Annotated in this window: 20 protein-coding genes; 6 read left to right on the forward strand and 14 right to left on the reverse strand. The window is 61.7% G+C overall.

Annotated elements, in window-relative coordinates:
* Window position 1: 1 nt before the first annotated feature.
* Genes arnC through arnF form a run of 6 tightly spaced genes read left to right on the forward strand, consistent with a single transcriptional unit; the run spans window position 2 to window position 6,239 of the window.
* On the forward strand, window positions 2-985 hold the full coding sequence (gene arnC, locus ACTJJA_RS20660; protein WP_440669137.1) for an undecaprenyl-phosphate 4-deoxy-4-formamido-L-arabinose transferase: 984 nt from the start codon (window positions 2-4) through the stop codon (window positions 983-985).
* Window positions 982-2,964, forward strand: coding sequence for a bifunctional UDP-4-amino-4-deoxy-L-arabinose formyltransferase/UDP-glucuronic acid oxidase ArnA (gene arnA, locus ACTJJA_RS20665; RefSeq protein ID WP_440669077.1), 1,983 nt, complete (start codon window positions 982-984; stop codon window positions 2,962-2,964). The genes arnC and arnA overlap by 4 nt, the downstream gene beginning before the upstream one ends.
* Window positions 2,961-3,863, forward strand: a complete 903-nt coding sequence (arnD, locus tag ACTJJA_RS20670) for a 4-deoxy-4-formamido-L-arabinose-phosphoundecaprenol deformylase (protein ID WP_440669078.1) — start codon at window positions 2,961-2,963, stop codon at window positions 3,861-3,863. The genes arnA and arnD overlap by 4 nt, the downstream gene beginning before the upstream one ends.
* Complete coding sequence (arnT, locus tag ACTJJA_RS20675; protein WP_089598682.1) at window positions 3,860-5,515, forward strand: lipid IV(A) 4-amino-4-deoxy-L-arabinosyltransferase; 1,656 nt, start codon at window positions 3,860-3,862, stop codon at window positions 5,513-5,515. The genes arnD and arnT overlap by 4 nt, the downstream gene beginning before the upstream one ends.
* Window positions 5,512-5,838, forward strand: a complete 327-nt coding sequence (arnE, locus tag ACTJJA_RS20680; RefSeq protein WP_440669079.1) for a 4-amino-4-deoxy-L-arabinose-phosphoundecaprenol flippase subunit ArnE — start codon at window positions 5,512-5,514, stop codon at window positions 5,836-5,838. The genes arnT and arnE overlap by 4 nt, the downstream gene beginning before the upstream one ends.
* Window positions 5,835-6,239 carry a 4-amino-4-deoxy-L-arabinose-phosphoundecaprenol flippase subunit ArnF gene (gene arnF / locus ACTJJA_RS20685; protein WP_440669080.1) on the forward strand — a complete coding sequence of 135 codons (405 nt, stop codon included), beginning with the start codon at window positions 5,835-5,837 and terminating at the stop codon, window positions 6,237-6,239. Before arnE ends, arnF begins: the two co-directional genes overlap by 4 nt.
* Here arnF and acpT read toward each other — a convergent pair.
* From acpT to ACTJJA_RS20755, 14 genes are read right to left on the reverse strand one after another with little or no spacing between them, the layout of a single operon-like run.
* Window positions 6,190-6,783: a 4'-phosphopantetheinyl transferase AcpT gene (gene acpT / locus ACTJJA_RS20690; protein ID WP_440669081.1), complete on the reverse strand. Its 594-nt coding sequence runs from the start codon at window positions 6,781-6,783 to the stop codon at window positions 6,190-6,192. The genes arnF and acpT overlap by 50 nt on opposite strands.
* 2 nt (window positions 6,784-6,785) lie before the next feature.
* Window positions 6,786-8,015, reverse strand: a complete 1,230-nt coding sequence (locus ACTJJA_RS20695) for a beta-ketoacyl-ACP synthase (RefSeq protein WP_440669082.1) — start codon at window positions 8,013-8,015, stop codon at window positions 6,786-6,788.
* A complete protein-coding gene (locus tag ACTJJA_RS20700; RefSeq protein ID WP_440669138.1) occupies window positions 8,012-8,743 on the reverse strand; it encodes a 3-ketoacyl-ACP reductase FabG2 in 732 nt (243 codons plus the stop codon). The genes ACTJJA_RS20695 and ACTJJA_RS20700 overlap by 4 nt, the downstream gene beginning before the upstream one ends.
* Window positions 8,737-9,210: an ApeP family dehydratase gene (locus ACTJJA_RS20705; RefSeq protein ID WP_440669083.1), complete on the reverse strand. Its 474-nt coding sequence runs from the start codon at window positions 9,208-9,210 to the stop codon at window positions 8,737-8,739. Before ACTJJA_RS20705 ends, ACTJJA_RS20700 begins: the two co-directional genes overlap by 7 nt.
* A complete protein-coding gene (locus ACTJJA_RS20710) occupies window positions 9,210-10,376 on the reverse strand; it encodes a beta-ketoacyl-[acyl-carrier-protein] synthase family protein (RefSeq protein ID WP_440669084.1) in 1,167 nt (388 codons plus the stop codon). Before ACTJJA_RS20710 ends, ACTJJA_RS20705 begins: the two co-directional genes overlap by 1 nt.
* Before the next feature lies 1 nt (window position 10,377).
* Window positions 10,378-10,956, reverse strand: a complete 579-nt coding sequence (locus ACTJJA_RS20715) for a DUF3261 domain-containing protein (RefSeq protein WP_440669085.1) — start codon at window positions 10,954-10,956, stop codon at window positions 10,378-10,380.
* A complete protein-coding gene (locus ACTJJA_RS20720; protein WP_440669086.1) occupies window positions 10,953-13,274 on the reverse strand; it encodes an MMPL family transporter in 2,322 nt (773 codons plus the stop codon). The genes ACTJJA_RS20715 and ACTJJA_RS20720 overlap by 4 nt, the downstream gene beginning before the upstream one ends.
* A complete protein-coding gene (locus ACTJJA_RS20725; RefSeq protein WP_440669087.1) occupies window positions 13,243-13,848 on the reverse strand; it encodes an outer membrane lipoprotein carrier protein LolA in 606 nt (201 codons plus the stop codon). The genes ACTJJA_RS20720 and ACTJJA_RS20725 overlap by 32 nt, the downstream gene beginning before the upstream one ends.
* Entirely contained in the window at window positions 13,845-14,267 is a 423-nt protein-coding gene (locus tag ACTJJA_RS20730) for an acyl-CoA thioesterase (protein WP_100167327.1), read from the reverse strand. Before ACTJJA_RS20730 ends, ACTJJA_RS20725 begins: the two co-directional genes overlap by 4 nt.
* Before the next feature lie 3 nt (window positions 14,268-14,270).
* A complete protein-coding gene (locus ACTJJA_RS20735; RefSeq protein ID WP_440669088.1) occupies window positions 14,271-15,962 on the reverse strand; it encodes a glycosyltransferase family 2 protein in 1,692 nt (563 codons plus the stop codon).
* Window positions 15,953-16,306 (reverse strand): ApeI family dehydratase, encoded by a 354-nt coding sequence (locus ACTJJA_RS20740; RefSeq protein WP_120159416.1) that lies wholly within the window; start codon window positions 16,304-16,306, stop codon window positions 15,953-15,955. The genes ACTJJA_RS20735 and ACTJJA_RS20740 overlap by 10 nt, the downstream gene beginning before the upstream one ends.
* A complete protein-coding gene (locus ACTJJA_RS20745) occupies window positions 16,293-17,642 on the reverse strand; it encodes an AMP-dependent synthetase (protein WP_440669089.1) in 1,350 nt (449 codons plus the stop codon). Before ACTJJA_RS20745 ends, ACTJJA_RS20740 begins: the two co-directional genes overlap by 14 nt.
* Window positions 17,635-18,234, reverse strand: a complete 600-nt coding sequence (locus ACTJJA_RS20750; protein WP_440669090.1) for a hypothetical protein — start codon at window positions 18,232-18,234, stop codon at window positions 17,635-17,637. The genes ACTJJA_RS20745 and ACTJJA_RS20750 overlap by 8 nt, the downstream gene beginning before the upstream one ends.
* Window positions 18,206-18,457, reverse strand: a complete 252-nt coding sequence (locus ACTJJA_RS20755; RefSeq protein ID WP_010436547.1) for an acyl carrier protein — start codon at window positions 18,455-18,457, stop codon at window positions 18,206-18,208. Before ACTJJA_RS20755 ends, ACTJJA_RS20750 begins: the two co-directional genes overlap by 29 nt.

The raw sequence follows: 18,457 nt of genomic DNA on the forward strand, positions 1-18,457 counted from the left end.
TATGTTCAGCGTGCCGCCCGTTCAAAAAGTCTCCGTGGTGATCCCGGTCTACAACGAGCAGGAGAGCCTGCCGGAGCTGATCCGCCGTACAACCGCTGCCTGTGACACCCTGGGCAAGGCTTACGAAATTCTGTTGGTGGATGATGGCAGCAGCGATGACTCCGCGATGATGCTGACCGACGCCGCACAGGCGGAGGGCAGCCATATTGTTGCCGTGCTGCTTAACCGTAACTACGGCCAGCACTCGGCGATCATGGCCGGGTTCAGCCACGTGACGGGCGATCTGGTGATAACGCTGGACGCTGACCTGCAAAACCCGCCGGAAGAGATCCCGCGCCTGGTTGCCAAAGCCGACGAGGGCTACGACGTGGTCGGCACCGTGCGGCAAAACCGTCAGGACAGCCTGTTCCGCAAGCTGGCGTCACGCACCATTAACCGGCTGATCCAGCGCACCACCGGCAAAGCGATGGGCGATTACGGCTGCATGCTGCGCGCCTATCGCCGCCACATCATCGACGCCATGTTGCACTGCCACGAACGCAGTACCTTCATTCCGATTCTGGCGAACACCTTTGCCCGCAAAGCGACGGAGATCCCGGTGCTGCACGCCGAGCGCGAGCACGGGGAGTCAAAGTACAGCTTTATGCGTTTGATCAATCTGATGTACGACCTCATCACCTGCCTGACCACCACGCCGCTGCGCCTGCTGAGCGTTTTCGGCAGTGTTATCGCGCTGGCCGGGTTTGCGCTTTCCGTTCTGCTGGTAGTGCTGCGGCTGGCCTTTGGCCCACAGTGGGCGGCGGAAGGGGTCTTTATGCTGTTTGCCGTGCTGTTCATGTTCATCGGCGCTCAGTTCATTGGTATGGGCCTGCTCGGTGAATACATCGGCCGTATTTACAACGATGTTCGCGCGCGTCCGCGCTACTTTATTCAACGGGTTGTCCGTCAGGAACACACCGCATCTCAAGAGGAAAAACACCCATGAAAGCTGTCGTCTTCGCCTATCACGATATGGGGTGCTCGGGCACGCAGGCCTTGCTGGACGCAGGCTTCGACATTACGGCCATCTTCACGCATCCGGACGTTGCCGGAGAAAACCATTTCTTTGGCTCGGTGGCGCGTATTGCGGCTGAACACGGGATCCCGGTGTACGCCCCGGACGACGTGAACCACCCGCTGTGGGTGGATCGCATTCAGAAACTCGCGCCGGATGTGATTTTCTCGTTCTATTACCGCAACCTGATCTGCGATGCGATCCTGGGCGTGGCAGACAAAGGGGCGTTCAACCTGCACGGCTCCCTGCTGCCAGCCTACCGTGGTCGCGCCCCGCTGAACTGGGCGCTGGTTAACGGTGAAGCGGAAACCGGCGTAACGCTGCACAAAATGGTGCGACGTGCCGATGCGGGCGGCATCGTAGCGCAGCAGAAAGTGAGCATTGACGCCGATGAGACGGCGCTGGAGCTGCACCGCAAGCTCTGCACCGCCGCGCAAAGCCTGCTGCGCGACGCGCTGCCGACGATCCTTCAGGGAACCTTTACCGAAACCGCGCAGGATGAAAGCAAGGCCAGCTGCTTCGGTCGCCGCACGCCGGAAGATGGCCGTCTGGACTGGAACCAACCGGCGCGCCAGCTGCACAACCTGGTACGCGCCGTGACCGACCCGTGGCCGGGGGCATACAGCTTTGCGGGCGTGAGTAAATTTATCGTCTGGAAATCCCGCGTGCGTGACGACATTCCTGCCGCCAAACCGGGCACCGTCGTCTCGGTCTCCCCGCTGATTGTGAGCTGCGGCGAGCAGGCGCTGGAGATCGTTACCGGACAAACCGACAGCGGCCTGTACGTTCAGGGGGCGCAGCTGGCGCAGTCTCTGGGGCTGGTGGCGGGGGCGCTGATCACCAGCGCGCCGGTGGTGGCGCTCAAACGGCGCACGCGCGTGCTGATCCTCGGGGTGAACGGGTTTATCGGCAACCACCTCACCGAGCGCCTGCTGAAAGACGACAACTACGAGATCTACGGTCTGGACATTGGATCCGATGCGATCGGCCGTTTCCTCGGTAATCCGCGCTTCCACTTCGTTGAAGGTGACATCAGCATCCACTCGGAGTGGATCGAGTACCACATCAAGAAATGCGACGTGGTGCTGCCGCTGGTGGCGATTGCCACACCGATTGAGTACACCCGTAACCCGCTGCGCGTGTTTGAGCTGGATTTCGAAGAGAACCTGAAGATTATCCGCGACTGCGTGAAATACGATAAGCGCATCATCTTCCCGTCCACTTCTGAGGTGTACGGCATGTGTACCGATAAGAACTTCGACGAGGACACCTCCAGCCTGGTGGTCGGGCCGATCAACAAGCAGCGCTGGATCTACTCTGTTTCCAAACAACTGCTGGACCGTGTGATCTGGGCCTATGGCGAGAAAGAGGGGCTGCGCTTTACCCTGTTCCGTCCGTTTAACTGGATGGGGCCGCGTCTGGATAACCTGAACGCCGCGCGTATCGGCAGCTCCCGCGCCATCACCCAATTGATCCTGAACCTGGTGGAAGGGTCGCCGATTAAGCTTATCGAAGGCGGCAAACAGAAACGCTGCTTCACCGATATCAGCGACGGCATCGAAGCGCTGTTCCGCATCATCGAAAACAAAGACGGCCGCTGCAACGGGGAGATCATCAACATCGGCAACCCGGACAACGAAGCGAGCATCCGCGAGCTGGCTGAAATGCTGCTGGCAAGCTTCGAGCGCCATCCGCTGCGCAGCCAGTTCCCGCCGTTTGCCGGGTTCCGCGAAGTGGAGAGCAGCAGCTACTACGGCAAAGGCTATCAGGACGTAGAGCACCGCAAGCCGAGCATCCGCAACGCGAAGCGCTGCCTGAACTGGACGCCAACCGTGAAGATGGAGCAGACCATTGATGAAACGCTCGACTTCTTCCTGCGCACCGTGGAGCTGTCGGAACAGGCATCATGAAAAAGGTCGGTTTACGCATTGATGTCGACACCTTTCGCGGCACCCGCGACGGCGTCCCGCGGCTGCTGGAACTGCTGAGCAAGCACGGCGTGCGTGCCAGCATTTTCTTCAGCGTCGGGCCCGACAACATGGGGCGTCATCTGTGGCGCCTGGTTAAACCGGCATTTCTGTTCAAAATGCTGCGCTCGCGCGCGGCATCCCTCTACGGCTGGGATATTTTGCTGGCGGGGACCGCCTGGCCCGGCAGGCGCATCGGGGCGGGGAATGAGGCGATTATCTGCGAGGCGGCGCATCAGCACGAAGTGGGGCTTCACGCCTGGGATCACCATGCCTGGCAGGCCTGGGCGGGCGTCTGGGATATTCCGCGCCTGGAACAAGACGTCGAGCGCGGCGTGCAGGAGCTGGAGGCGATTACCGGCCAGCCCGTGCGCTGTTCCGCCGCGGCGGGATGGCGTGCCGACCAGCGCGTGGTGAAAGCCAAGGAGACCTTCGCGTTTCGCTATAACAGCGATTGTCGCGGTACTGCCCCGTTTTTACCGCTGTTAGGGAACGATCGCACCGGTACGGTTCAAATTCCGGTCACGCTGCCGACCTGGGATGAAGTGGTCGGGCGCAACGTCAGTGCCGCAGGGTTTAACCGCTACATACTGGACTGCATGCATCGCGACGCGGGTACGCCGGTCTACACGATTCACGCCGAGGTGGAAGGGATCGCGTATCAGCATGATTTTGATGCGCTGTTGACGATGGCTGCCGCCGAGGGCATTCAGTTCTGCCCGCTCGGCGACATGCTGCCAGACGATCTCAGCACCTTGCCGGTCGGCAAAATTGTGCGCAATGAAATGGCCGGTCGGGAAGGCTGGCTTGGCTATCAACAAACCGTGAGCCCGGTATCATGAAAGCAGCCCGTTATGGCGTAGCGCTTCTCGCACTGTTTATTGTTTACTACGTTATCCCGGTCGATCTCCGCCTGTTGTGGCAGCCTGACGAGACGCGCTATGCGGAAATTAGCCGTGAAATGCTCGCCTCAGGCGACTGGATTGTGCCGCATTTTCTCGGCCTGCGTTACTTTGAAAAGCCGATTGCCGGTTACTGGGTTAACAGCATCGGGCAGCTGATCTTTGGTCACTCCAACTTTGCGGTGCGCGCCGGGGCGATCTTCTCCACCGGGTTGACGGCGTTGCTGGTCATCTGGCTCGCCTGGCGCCTCTGGCAGGATAAGCGGGTGGCGATTTTCTCCGGCCTTATCTTCTTAACGTTGTTCCTTGTCTATGGCATCGGCACCTACGCCGTGCTGGATCCGATTATCGCCCTGTGGCTGGCGTTAGCAATGTGCAGCTTCTGGCTGGCCGCACGGTCGAAAACCGTGGCCGGAAAAGCGGGGGGCTACATTCTGCTGGGGCTGGCCTGCGGCATGGGCGTCATGACCAAAGGCTTCCTGGCGCTGGCGGTCCCGGTGATGGGCGTGCTGCCGTGGGTGATTGCGCAGAAACGCTGGAAAGAGGTGCTTGTTTTCGGCTGGCTGGCGATCCTGAGCTGCGTGCTTATCGTCCTGCCCTGGGGGCTGGCGATCGCCCAGCGCGAACCGGATTTCTGGCGTTACTTCTTCTGGGTGGAGCATATCCAGCGTTTTGCGCAGAGCGATGCCCAGCATAAAGCGCCGTTCTGGTACTACCTGCCGTTCCTCGTCGCGGGGAGTCTGCCCTGGCTGGCGCTGCTGCCGGGCGCGTTGCGCCTCGGCTGGCGTGAGAGGCAAAATGAGGGGGCGGGACTCTATCTGCTGGGCTGGGTGGTGATGCCGCTGCTGTTCTTCAGCATCGCCAAAGGCAAGCTGCCCACCTATATTCTGCCGTGCTTCGCGCCGCTGGCTATCCTGATGGCGCGCTACGCCTGCACGATGGCGGAAAAAGGGGCCCGCGTGCTGCGCGTCAACGGCGGCATCAACCTCGCGTTTGGCGTTATCGGCGTGGTGGCGGCGCTGGTGGTGTCGCCGTGGGGACTCGCTAAACATCCGGTCTGGACATCGGTTGAACTGTACAAAGTCTTCTGTGCCGCGATCGCTTTTCTTATCTGGGCCGCGGTGGGCTGGTTTACGCTGAAGCAGAGCGCGCGGCGCTGGTGGCTCGCGGCACTCTGTCCTGCCGGTCTTGCGCTGCTCATTGGGTTTGCCATCCCTAACCTGGTGGTGGATTCCAAACAGCCGCAGTCGCTGGTTGATACTGTGCGTATGCCGCTGGAGGAGAGCCGGTTTGTGCTGGCAAACAACGTTGGCGTGGCGTCGGGGCTGGCGTGGGAACTGAATCGTCATGACATCATTCTTTTTGGCCAGACCGGGGAGCTGAAATATGGCCTCGGTTACCCGGATGTGAAAGGACGGTTTGTGAGCAACGGTGACATCGCACAATGGCTCGAAACGCATCGTCAGCAGGGGCCGGTATCACTGGTGATCCTGCTTTCAAAAAACGATGACATTGCCCGCGCCGGGCTGCCGAAACCGGACAGCCTGACGATTCAGGGGCGTCTGGCCTACCTGCAATATCTGCCGCAATGATGGCCTGGATCTGGCTGGTACTGGCAAGCCTGCTGAGCTGCGCAGGGCAGCTGTGTCAGAAACAGGCAACCCGGGCGAACGGCGGTCAGCGAACTGCCCTGTGGCTTGGGCTGGCCTTGCTGGCGCTTGGCTGCGGGATGCTTGCCTGGCTGGTGGTGTTGCAGCTTCTGCCCGTCGGCGTGGCTTACCCCATGCTCAGCCTGAACGTTGTCTGGGTCACGCTGGCGGCGAAAATCGTCTGGCATGAGTCCGTCCCGTCACGCCACTGGCTGGGCGTCGGGTTGATTATCGTCGGGATTATCCTGCTGGGAGGAAGCCTGTGAAGGGGGCATGTTGGGCGTTATGCAGCGTGGTGTTGGTCAGCGTAGCGCAGCTGGTGCTGCGCCACGCCATGGTGACGCTGCCGCCGGTGAGTGACGCCTTTTTTGCTGCCCTCTGGCACGCCGCGCCCGGCACGGGAACCTTGATGCTGGGTCTAACTGGCTATGTTGCCTCGATGGGCTGCTGGTATCTGGCCCTGCAGCGCATGGCGCTCAGTCGAGCCTATGCCCTGCTGAGCCTCAGCTACATTCTGGTGTGGGGTGCCGCCGTTGTGCTGCCCGGCTGGGGAGAACACTTTTCCTGGCGCGCGCTGGCGGGCGTTGGCCTGATTATTCTCGGCGTGCTGACGATCTTTATGCCGCAGACGTATTGGGGTAAGAAATCGACTCGGCGGTCAAGGTAAAGGGCGTAGGGGTACACACCGCCAGGCTCAGCGTGCCGAAGCGCAGCTGGCTCACCGAATGCGTCTGCGCGGTGCTGTCGATGCTGACAATCTGCCAGGCGCTGCCGCCGCGCTGTTTCACAATCGCCTCTTTCCGCGTCCAGATACGCCAGAAGGCAGAAAGCTGTTCCTCGGGCGCTTCGCGCTCAAGCTCTTCATGCTCGGTGATGCTAAAGACGGCATTCGCCAGCGCCTGCCAGTTCTGCCGCGGGCGGATCACTTCGATATCGCAGCCGACTTCACCTTCGTCGCTCATCAATAAGGCAATGTCGTCGCCGCTATGGCTCAGGTTGAACCACAACGGGTGCCCCTTCGCAAAAGCCGGTTTTCCCTGTTCACCGTAAATGATGTCGGGCAGCGGCGAGGGGGATAATGTTCTGGCGAGCAGCGTCCGGCCTGCAAGCCAGGATGCGTTTTGTGCACCCTGAGGTGCCCTGTCTGCGAGCGTTGACGCCAGCGGGTCCGCGCTAAGTGTGGAGATCTTTCCCAGTACAAACTGGTACATAGTTACGCCCAGCGTTTAATGATTATCGAAGTATTGATGCCGCCGAATGCGAAGTTATTGCTTTGCAGATACTCACAGTCAATCTGACGGGCTTCCCCCATAATATAATCTAAAGCGCCGCATTGCTCATCCGGTTGTCTTAAATTGAGCGTTGGAATGAACCAGCCTTCGCGCATCATCTCCAGGCTCAGCCAGGCTTCCAGCGCCCCGCACGCGCCCAGCGTGTGGCCAAAATAGCTTTTCAGGGATGAAATGGGCACGCTGTCGCCGAAAATGGCGGCGGTGGCCTGACTCTCGGCGATGTCCCCGCGATCGGTCGCCGTGCCGTGGGCGGAAATGTAGCCAATATCCTGAGGACTCAGGCCCGCCATCGCCAGCGACTGTTCCATACAAATCTGCATGGTTTCACGCTGGGGCTGGGTGATATGGGCCGCATCGCAGTTGGTGGCAAAGCCCACAATCTCGCCGTAAATTGTCGCACCGCGCGCTTTGGCGTGCTCCAGCTCTTCCAGAATGACGGTGCCTGCACCTTCGCCAATCACCAGGCCGTCGCGCTGGCTGTCGAAAGGCGACGGTGTGGTTTTGGGCGCGTCGTTACGCTGGCTGGTGGCGAATAGGGTATCAAAAACGGCGGCTTCCGAGGGGCAAAGCTCTTCCGCACCACCCGCCACCATCACGGTTTGATAACCATGACGAATGGCCTCCCACGCATAGCCAATCGCCTGGCTCCCGGAGGTACAGGCGCTTGAGGTGGGGATCACCCGTCCGCGCAGGCCAAAGAACAGCCCGGTGTTGACGGCGGTGGTGTGCGGCATCATCTGCACGTAGGTCGTGCCGGTGATGTTATGGGTGTGCTTTTCCATAAGCATGGACGCGAATTCGCTCACCGGCCCGGTGCTGCCCGTCGACGAGCCGTAGGCGATGCCGGTTTGACCGCTGGTCAGCACGGCGTCGTCGATCAGGCCCGCCTGCTCCAGCGCCAGCTCGGTGGCGCGGGTAGAGAGCAGCGACACGCGACCCATGGCCCGAATCCGCTTGCGGGTGTAGTGATCCGGCAGGGTGAAGTCCTCAATGGGCGCGGCCAGCAGGGTTTGCAGACCGTCATACACCTGCCATTCAGACATGGTGCGCACCGCATTTTCATACCCGCGCAGGCGGCGTGAAATGGTCGGCCACGCTTCGCCAAACGCGGTGATGCCGCCCATGCCGGTAATCACGACGCGGCGCGTCATAGCAAACCTCCGTTAATCGAGATCACCTGGCGCGTCACATAGCCCGCCTTGTCTGACATTAGATAGCTCGCCAGCCCGGCCACTTCGTCAGCGTGGCCCATACGCTGCATCGGGATCATCGACATTGCCGCGTTCAGCGCGGCCTCGTCCATCTCGATCATGCCGGTATCAATCAGCCCCGGAGCGATGCAGTTCACGGTGATTTTGCGCTTCGCCAGCTCAACGGCCAGCGCTTTGGTGGCCCCGATAATCCCGGCTTTGGCGGCGCTGTAGTTCACCTGCCCGCGGTTGCCCATCAGGCCAGAAACCGACGACAGGGTGATAATCCGCCCGCCCTTGCGGGTGCCGATCATCGGCATAATGCAGGGATGGATAACGTTATAGAAACTGTCGAGATTGGTGTGGATCACGCTGTCCCAGTCATCCTCGCTGAGCGCCGGAAACGCGCCGTCGCGGGTGATGCCTGCGTTACTGACCACGCCATACCATGCGCCGTGGTCAGCTATTTCCTGTTCCAGCACCGCGCGGCACTGCTCGCGGTTGCCCACGTCGAAGGCAAGTAAACGGCCCGTGCCGCCCGCCTGAACAATCGCGTCGAGTGTCTCCTGTGCGCCAGCGGCATCGCGGTGGTAATGCACGCCCACGGTGAAACCGTCAGCCGCAAGCTGAAGGGCAATAGCGCGGCCAATGCCTTTGCTGGCACCGGTGACCAGTACGGATCTCATGATGGCGTTCCCTGATTGAAAAGTGATGTTAATTCTTCTTCGCTCGGCTGGAAGGTGTTCACCCGGCCCGTGGCAAGGGAGGCGTTATCCGCGTGGATGACGCACTCAAAGCTGCCAAAGCGTTCATCCTGCATCAGCCGTTCGATGGTAATAGTCAGCGTGGTGCCTGCGGTAAAAAGCCCTGCGGCGCATACCAGCTCACGCGCGCCCAGCACCATGCCCAGCGGGCTGTGCGGCAGCCCTTTTTGCAGGCGATGCCACTCAGACCAGACGCCGACGGTCTGCGCCATCAGTTCCAGCGCAAACCAGCCCGGCAGGTCGCCGTCGGCGTTCAGAAAGGGGGCGAGCACGCCGTGCCCGCTCACCGTGACGCTGCACGCTGCGCCATTGTCGGTGACGCTCTCGACGGTCTCCAGCAGCATCATGGGCGCGTCGTGAGGAAGGTACCCGGCGGGGGGTAAATATTTCATCACACTCTCCCCAGCAGAAGGCTGGCGTTGTTGCCGCCAAACGCGAACGAGTTCGACAGGATCGCCGGTTTTTTCAGCGGGGCAGGCGCGTGCAGCAGTCCGCAGGCGGGCAGCGTGTCGTCCTGCGCGTAGCGGGAAAAATCCTGCGGCGGCAGCGGCAGGTTGCGGGTCAGGATCAGCCAGCTTAGCGCGGCCTCGGTGATCCCGGCGGCGCCCAGCGTGTGGCCGGTCAGATGTTTGGTGGAACTGCACGGCACGCGTTCGTCAAACAGATCGTGGATCACCTGCGCCTCAATGCGATCGTTAAGTGGCGTGGCGGTGCCGTGCAGGTTGATATAGCCGATATCATCCGCCGTCATGCCCGCCTCGTTCAGCGCCTGCGTGATGGCGCGGATGGCCCCTTCACCCTGCGGGTGCGGCGCGGAAATATGATAAGCATCGCTGGATTCACCCGCGCCCAGCAGCGCGATCTCTCCCGGCTCGCGGGTTAGCACCATCAGCGCCGCCGCTTCACCAATGGTGATCCCCCGGCGGTCACGGCCAAAGGGTTCGCACTGGGTTGGCGAGAGGGACTCCAGGCTGTTAAACCCGTTAACCGGCATGCGGCTCAGGCTGTCGGCACCGCCCACAATGGCGACATCCACCAGCCCGGCGTTGATCAAACGACAACCGCTGATGATTGCCCGCGCGCTGGAGGAGCAGGCGGTCGAGAGGGTATATGCCGGGCCGTCCAGCTCAAGCCAGCTGGCGAGAAAGCGCGACGGATCGCCCAGCTCCTGCTGCGGGTATTGCCACTGCGGGCTCTCCTCGCCGTTCTGAGAGAGGCGCACGTACGCGTCACCTTCGTCCAGTCCGGACGTGCTGGTGCCAAGCACCACCGCCACGCGGTCGCGTCCCACGCGCGCGATGGCCGCATCGACGGCAGGCTGGATCTGCGCCAGCGCCGCCAGCAACAGCTGGTTGTTACGGCTGCGATGCGCCGACAGGTGGTCCGGTATTGACGGCAGCTCGCCCTCCACGCCGCCCAGCACCGCATCCGGCACGCCCTGCAGCCAGCCCGCGCGGTGACGCATCCCCGGCGCAACGCCTGCGGTCAGGTTTGCCGCAATCTCATCAGCCGAGTTGCCCAGGGCGTTGACCATGCCAACGGCAGAAAGGTAGATCATCTCAGTCACCCAGATATTGGATGGTGATGTGGTAGTTAAAAACATGCTGCTCGATGCTAATCGGCTCACGTTTGCCTTTGCGTTGCAGGTAGACAATCTCCGTGACCAGCTTGCCGTCGGGGTTGCGCAGCTCGCGTCTGGTGTCAGTATCGTTCAGCGTCCAGCCTTTCGGCAACTGCGGCTGCCAGGCGCTGAGCGGCCAGTGGCTGAGCATCACGTCCGCCAGTACCTGGCTGGCGGGCGGCAGCTCCGGCGCCACAACCGACTGTTCGGTATGGATACCGGTATTGTCATACGTCGCGAGGAACAGACGGATCCCCACGGATGAGAGGCCGGCCAGCGTCATCTTATGTTCGTCGGCATTCAGCATCACCAGCAGTGACTGGGTGTGTCCGTTGAACCTGCCGGTCAGCAGCTGTTGCGAGCTAATTGCCGGGGTGATACCCGGCGGCGGCAGCGTCACGCGGGTGCCCGGCTGGAGCCAGGCCTCGGGCCGCGCGTCATCGCGGTTCGGCGAATGGCTACAGCCTGCCAGCAGCAGTGCCAGAAGACATATCGCCAGGCGGTAAAATCGGATCATCGTATGCTCTCTTTCGTCGTCGGCATCGCCAGCGGGGCGAGCAGGAAGGCGGTGAAAATACCGCTCACCAGCACAATGCCAAAGCTGCTGATGGCCTGGGTGGTGCTGAACACCAGCATGCCCAGCGTCAGCAGCGTGGTCATCATGGCAAGCGTAATCGCCAGCATCGCGGTCAGGGGCGTTCCGCGCGGGTTGCTGAAAAACAGCGTGTAGTTGATGCCAATTCCGAGCACCAGCACCAGCGCCAGCAGCGAAAACAGGTTCACCGGATGGCCCGCGACGGCCAGCGCCGCCAGCCCGCAGCTGAGCGAGAGTAGGGAGGGAACCAGGCTGATCGCCCCTTTGCGCCAGCCGAGGCGCACCATCGCGCCGCAGGCAATTACCGCCAGCGCCACGAACAGTAAGCCCGTCAGCAGCGAACGGTAGAGCGCAAACAGGCTGTCGAAGCTGGCTTTGCGGTCGACCCAGGCAACGCCCTCGTGGCTGGCCGCCAGTTTGCCGAGCGCCGCGCTGTTTTTCACGCCATCCACCGGGACCAGTACGCCGCTTTCGCCGTTGGGCAACGTCAGCCACAGCAGCCGCCAGCCTTCGCTGACCGGGCTGGCGAGCCAGGCCTCAACGCTAACCGGCATCGCGTCCAGATTGGGTGTGACGCTGTTCAGCCCCGCGCTTTTCAACATTGTTGTCACCGCTGGCGCGGCGTTGTGCAGAAGCTGCAGATCGCTTTTCTGACGCGCCAGCGAGTTCAGCGGCAGGGTGCGCCAGTGGGCCATATCACCCGCTTTTTGCGTCTGCGCCAGCGCCGGGGTAAAGGCCTCCAGCCGCTCCAGCGTTTGCTGAGCCGACGTGCCGTACACCACAAACCACTTTTGGTCGACGCTCTGCCCGGTCAGGGCGGTAATGGTCTTTTCCTGTGCCAGAATGTCTTTCGGCAGCGCCTGAAGCTGGGCGATATCGTCGTCGACCCGTAAGCTGCCTATCCCGATGGCGGAAATCAGCGCCAGCGCCAGCGGCAGCCCCACGGACAGGGTTTTGCTGCTACGCCAGGCGTTCAGCCAGCGCAGCATAAAACCTTTCGCGGGAATCGGGCGAACCGGCATTCTGTGGCACAACCACGGATGCCAGAAAATCACCGTCAGGCACGACGCGCTCAGCCCCGCCGCGGCAAATACCGCCATCTGGCGGATGCCGGGGAAGGGGGCCAGCATCATCATCAGGTAGGCGACGACGGTGGTGAGCAACGCCAGCAGCAGCGCATTGCGTACCTTCGACAGGCTTTGCCAGGGCGAGTCGTCAGCGCCGTGCACCATCCGCTCCGTGAGGTAGTAAAGCGTATAGTCTGCCGAAATACCGATGATGCTCATGCTCATCACCAGCGTCATCAGGTGCAGCTCGCCAAACAGCAGCAGCGTAAACACCGTGCCCGCCAGCGCGCCGATGGCAATGGAGAGCATGCTCAACAGCAGCGGGCGCACGGAGCGGAACACCGCCACAATCAGCAGGATCACCCCGAGCACCGTGGCGACGCCGAGCGTGGAAATATCCCGTTTGGCCTGCTGGCTGGCGTAATTGCTGTAAAACACCGTGCCGCGAGAGAGCAGCTGCGCTTGCGGGTAGTGCGTTTTCAGCGTCTCTTCCAGCGCCTTAAGGGTGGTGACCAGCCGGTGGGTTTGCTGCATATCGAACGACGACCCCGCCAGTTCGCCGTGCAGCAGATACCAGTAGTTTCCGTCGTCATCTTTGGTGACCAGCCAGCCGTCCATCAGCTGCATTTTCTGGCCGTTTTGAGCGAGGGCGAGCTGTGAGCCGCGCATCAGCATCAGCGGATCGTTTTGCAGCTCCTTGCCGCTCACGCCGGAAAAGGCGGAATAGAGCTGGGACAGGATCCACCGGGCCTGCGCGTCCCCGCCGTGTTGCAGGCGCGCCCGGGTGGCGGGATCGATCAGGCCGTTACGGTGCTGCCAGAAGAAATCACCCCAGGCTTTTTGTCCGGCGGCGTCCATTGGCCCTTTCACCACATTCAGCGCGTGACTGCGCTGCAGCAGTTCCAGCCATTGCTGCGCCACGCGCGGGTCTGGCTTTTTGCCGGGGCTGACCAGCCAGACGAGCTGGCGGTCGAGACGCTGCATGAATCCGTCATTGAGCGCCGGGGGGATCGCCCCGAGCGTCTGTTTCGGCAACATCGCCAGCACGCTGCTGTTCAGCCGCGCGCCGGGCAGCAGCGTGAGCAGTACGCCCAACAGGATCAGGCATACCGTGGCCCACAGCAGCGCCGGGCGCAGGGATTTACGGTGCGGCAAAGCGTTGGCGTTCGGCATCGGTCAGGCTGGCGGGCGTCAGTTGGTGGCGGGACAGGGCGATATCGGTCGTGTCACCCTGCTTATCGTTCAATCGAATCGATTCCAGGTACGCGGCACCGCGCAAATCGAGGGTGGCGAAAATCTTGTCCAGCGGCGTGGTCACAGGCGTCAGCACCAGCGACCAGCGGCCTTCCCCCTGGTCTTTAAAATCGATGCGGAAGTTCTCTTCGAGTACCTTGCGGTCGGCCTGAAACAGCGCCCGCAGCAGGTGGTTGAACTGGAACATCTGCGGGTTATTGTCGGCGGTGAGGGTTTGCGGCGGTTGGCCGTTAACGATCTGCACCATCCGCTTGTCGTCCAGCAGCAGCGTCATCGGAAACGGCGTTTTTTGATCCCACAGCAGGCCGCTGTCGCGGGCGATAAGCATCTCCCCCTGCGAGCGCAGCGGCTGTGGCATGTCCTTGATGGTGCGGGTTTGCTCGAAGTGCGCGCGCACCACCGGCTGTTCCGCAAAGCGCTGCTGCAGTTCGTCCAGCGTGACCGCGCTGACCAGCGGGCTAATCAGCAGGGCCAGAAGTGGTATCCATTTCATGGCGCGATCCCCATACGTTCAAACAGAATGGCCGGGCTGACAAAGCACATCTCCCGGCTGGCTTCATCCACCGCCACCTGAATGGTGTAGCCGGTGGTGGTGCGTTTTCCGGTTTGCGCGTCGAAGATTTGATAGGCGATGCGCAGGCGGTTTTCATATTCTTCAATGTGGGCGCGCACGCGGATGCGCTGCTCGAAGGTCACCGCGTCGCGGTATTTCACGCGGGTATCCACCACCGGCCAGACGTAGCCGGAGGCCTTCATCTGGCGGTAGCCGTAATTAAACTGGTTGAGCAGCGCCTCGCGGGCGATCTCAAAGTAGCGGAAATAGTTGCCGTGCCAGACCACGCCCATCATATCGACGTCGTGGAACGGAACGGTGATCTCGACTTCAGCCGTAAAGCGGGGATCGGTCAGCACCCTTTACTCCTTCTCGTTGACCTCTGGCAGCTGCCAGAAATCGAAAAAATTAAACCAGTCGAGCGGCGACATGAGGGCGTAATGTTCCAGCCGCTGCGCATAGCGATCGACGATCTGCTGCAGCGCCTGTTGGCGTTCGCCGCGCGGCAGCAGCAGCGGGTCGGCAAAGGGCTCGCAGTGCAGGGTCAGTTTCCCCTGCTGGCAGAGGGCAAAAATCAGCACCACCGGGCAGCGCAAAATAGATGCCAGGATAAACGGCCCCTGCGGGAACGGCGCGGCCTGGCCCATAAAGTCGCTCCATATCACGCGCCAGCTGCCGCCGCGCTGCGGCGTGACGGCGATGCGGTCACCCACAATGGCGACCCATTCGCCGCGATCCAGCTTCTCTTTGATGAGGATGGCGGTATCCGGGCCGATGTCGGTCACGGGCATCAGGTGAATACCTGCCTGCGGGGCCATCTCCTCCATCACCTGTTTGAAACGTTTGGCGTTATCGCTGAAAACCAGCGCGTTGATGGTTTTCCCGCCTTCGCGCTGCGCCAGCGCCCGACAGGCTTCCACGTCGCCAAGATGCGAGGCGAGCAGCAGTTTGCCCTGCGGATTGTCCAGACCCAGCGCCGCCTGCGCACCCGGTGCAAAGACCAGATCGCGATGGAGCTTCATTTCGCCGCGCCAGCTGGCCACTTTGTTGAGCATGGCCTGACCAAAACGCAGGAAGTGGAAAAAGCTGTGCAGGCGGGGAGGCTGAGGCATCTGCCGCTGCGCCATCACCTGTTTTACGCGCATCAGCCATTGCCGTGACGCCTGGCGCGCAGAACGGGCGGTCAGCCAGTATACGGCGGTCACCGGCCACAGCAGGACGGTAAAGGCGTTACGCCCCAGCAGCTGCCAGACGCGCAGCATCAGACGCATTCCCCACAGCCCTTTCACCTCCTGCTGCTGCGCCCAGTGCTGCGTGCGGCGGCGCATCAGCAGAGCGGGAATGCGCGGCAGCATGCCGAAGAACAGGCGGGTATGCATCATCGAGATGCGCAGGTTGTCTTTTAGCGCATCGAAATGGGACAGCCCATCCGGCGGATAGGTTACGCGGGTGGGCAGAAAATAGCTGGTGTTGCCCTGCCAGTAGAGCCGCACCATCACTTCGGTATCAAAATCCATCCGTTTACCGAGCGGCGTGCGCGCGGCAAGCCGCAGCACCGGCGCGATGGGGTAGACCCGAAAACCGCACATGCTGTCTTTTAGCTGCAGAGACAGGGTTTCAATCCACACCCAGACGTGCGTTATCCAGCGTCCGTACAGGCGCGAACGGGGAATGGAGTCATCGTAAACGGGCCTGCCGGAAATTAACGCCTCAGGGTGGCGCTCCGCCAGCGCCAGCAGTTTGGGAACGTCTTCGATAGCGTGCTGACCGTCGGCGTCCACCTGAATCGCGTGGGTGAAGCCGCGCTCTGCACAGGCTTGCAGACCCTGCATGACCGCCGCCCCTTTCCCGCTGTTTTCTGCCAGCCGCAGCAGCGTGACCTGCGGATGTCGCGCAGCAAGATCGTCAAGCGTGCGGCGCGTGGGTTCATCGCTGCCGTCGTCCACCACCAGACAGGGTAGATTAAAGGGCGCGAGGCGTGCCAGCACCGAGGCCATCATCGCCCCGTGGTTGTAGCACGGGATCAGCACGCAGGGGCGAAAGGTTACTGACATAGGCGAATCTTCCCGCTGCTGGCAGTATGGCGTTCGTCACCGGCATGGCGCTGGTAGCTGAAGGTCAGCATCTGGCGTTCGGGCTGCCAGGCCAGGAGCAGCGTCACCCTGTTCTCCGGCAGCAGCGGGGCCGCGAACTTCACGTTCTGAATGCTGTGAAAACGGTAGCCCGGAGCCAGCAGCGTGGTGGCGTAGTCCATTACCCAGTCGAGCTGCGCCACGCCGGGGAGCAAGGGCTGTACGGCGAAATGCCCCTTAAACCAGAGCAGGGCCGGATCCAGATAGAGGTCGATCTCCAGATGCGTCGCATCGGGCTGGCGGCGTTCGATTTCATGGATCTTCATGAAATAACTCCTGTAGCTGCGCAGTCACACGCTTGTTCATGCTGTTGACCGGGATTTCATCGACGATCCGCCAGTAGCGGGGCACGGCAACCGGTTCAAGGCAGGGGCGAAGGGCGCGGCGCCAGGCGGATTCCTGGGCATTTTTCCCCACGCTTTCTCTGTGCATTCGCGCGTCGTCACTGAGCACCAGCAGCACGCCAATGCCCTGACGTCCCCCGCGCGTCACCGCCAGCGCGGCGGCGTCGCAGATGCCGTCCAGCGCCAGCAGCCGCTGCTCAATTTCATCGAGCGAAATGCGTTTGTCTTCGATTTTGACCACCCGCCCACGGCGGCCAACGATGCTGAACTGCCCGTCGGCCGCGAAGTGCAAATTATCATCCAGCACGACGCCTTCCGGCTCGTGGATCAGCGGCGACGTGACGCGACCGTCGTGAAACGTCACGCCGGGGAACGGCTGCCAGCACGTTGTCTCATCCTGACGGTGACGCCAGGCCATGACCCCCGTTTCGGTACTGCCGTAGATTTCATCGGGCCAGAGGTTGAGCCAACCCTGAAACGCGGTGATATCCCGCCAGGGCAATACGCCACCTGCGGAAATGAGCAGGGCAACGGGGGGCGGCGTCAGTGCTGTATCCAGCCGCTTGAGGAAGGCCGGGCTGCTGATAAAAAGATAGCGTTTGTCGTGGGGCAGGGCTGAGAGCTGCTCGGCATAGTTGAGCAGCCTGGTCTGTGACGGCAGGCCGAGCGCCATGGGCAAGACGACACGAAACGTCAGGCCATACAGGTGGTGCAGCACCACGGAGGCGACAACATGGCAGCCCGCAAGGCGATCGCCAAACTGTTCCGCCAGCAAGCGGGCTTCGCGATCCAGACTGATAATCGGCTTAACCACCCGCTGCGGCGCGCCGGTGGAGCCGGAGGTGAAAAGCTCGATGGCGCGCGTATCGTCTATGGCTGGCAGCGGGGAAAAGCCGTTGTCTGTGCGCGGGGTGGAGGCCACCAACCGCTGTTGCCCTGAAAAGGCGAGCGCTGTGTCACTCAGGACGCCGCTGAACAAGTCCCGCTGTTCGTTAAGCTGTGCAGCCCGGCTGTGCCCGGGTAGCACGGGCGTTTTACCCGCGTGCAGCGTCGCCAGCAGGGCGACCGTAAACAGATAGCCGTTTTCAACGCACAGCGCCCAGCGATCGCCCTCTTCCTGACGCAGCGTGTTAACCAGCTGCGTCACGTCGTGACGCAGATCGCCGAGCGTCCAGACGCCATCGTCGCGCCAGGCTATCGGCGTATCGTCAGGGCGGGGCGCACTGAGCCACTGGCTGAGCGGAAGCGGTTTATGCATCTTTTTTCATTACCCGTTGCCGTACCAGCCACTCGCAGGCCATCAGCGTGCCCATCAGAATGTAGGCAATCATGCCGTTCCACAGCGTCCACAGGCGTATGTCGGCGTGTAACACGGTAAACAGCGCCATCGCGCCGTTGCCGATAAAAAAGCCGCACCACACCCGGGTAACGATGCGAGTGTAGCGGACGCCGGTGGGCGAGAGAGCGGGCTCACGCAGCCGTGCAAATCGTTCTACCATCGGCATGGTTGTCCACAGCGACCCGCCAAACACCACCAGCATCACCAGATTAACGACCACCGGATAAAACAATACCCACTGGTGAGCGTGCAGCACATAGCTTGCCGCGCACAGCACCACGCCCGTGAGGGCAACGCCCAGGATCATGTTGCGCAGAGGGCCGCTCTGACGGCGCACCTGCCAGACCCGCAACAGCAGCACAAGCGCTATCACGGGCAGTATCCCGTGCAAATTGTTGTTTGCCAGCCCGAAGCCAATCAGAAAAGGCCATGCCAGCAGCATCAACCCCGTCAGTATCGGGATGAATGGAATCGCAGGCACGTTACGCTTCGCGCTGAAGCTGTTCCACAACGTCGACCACGTCCTGGACGGTACGCACCGCTTTGAAGGTGTCAGGCTTAATTTTATGGCCCGTCTTCTTCTGCAGGTGAACCACCATGTCAACGGCATCAATGCTGTCGAGATCCAGATCGTCGTACAGGCGCGCTTCCGGGGTGATGTCCTCGGGGGCGACTTCAAACAGCGTAATAAGAAGCGCAGAGACTTCCTGATAAATCGTTTCCTGGTTAGTCAT

It is taken from the genome of Enterobacter sp. 22452 (assembly GCF_052045065.1).
In the GTDB taxonomy this organism is placed as follows: Bacteria; Pseudomonadota; Gammaproteobacteria; order Enterobacterales; family Enterobacteriaceae; genus Enterobacter; species Enterobacter mori.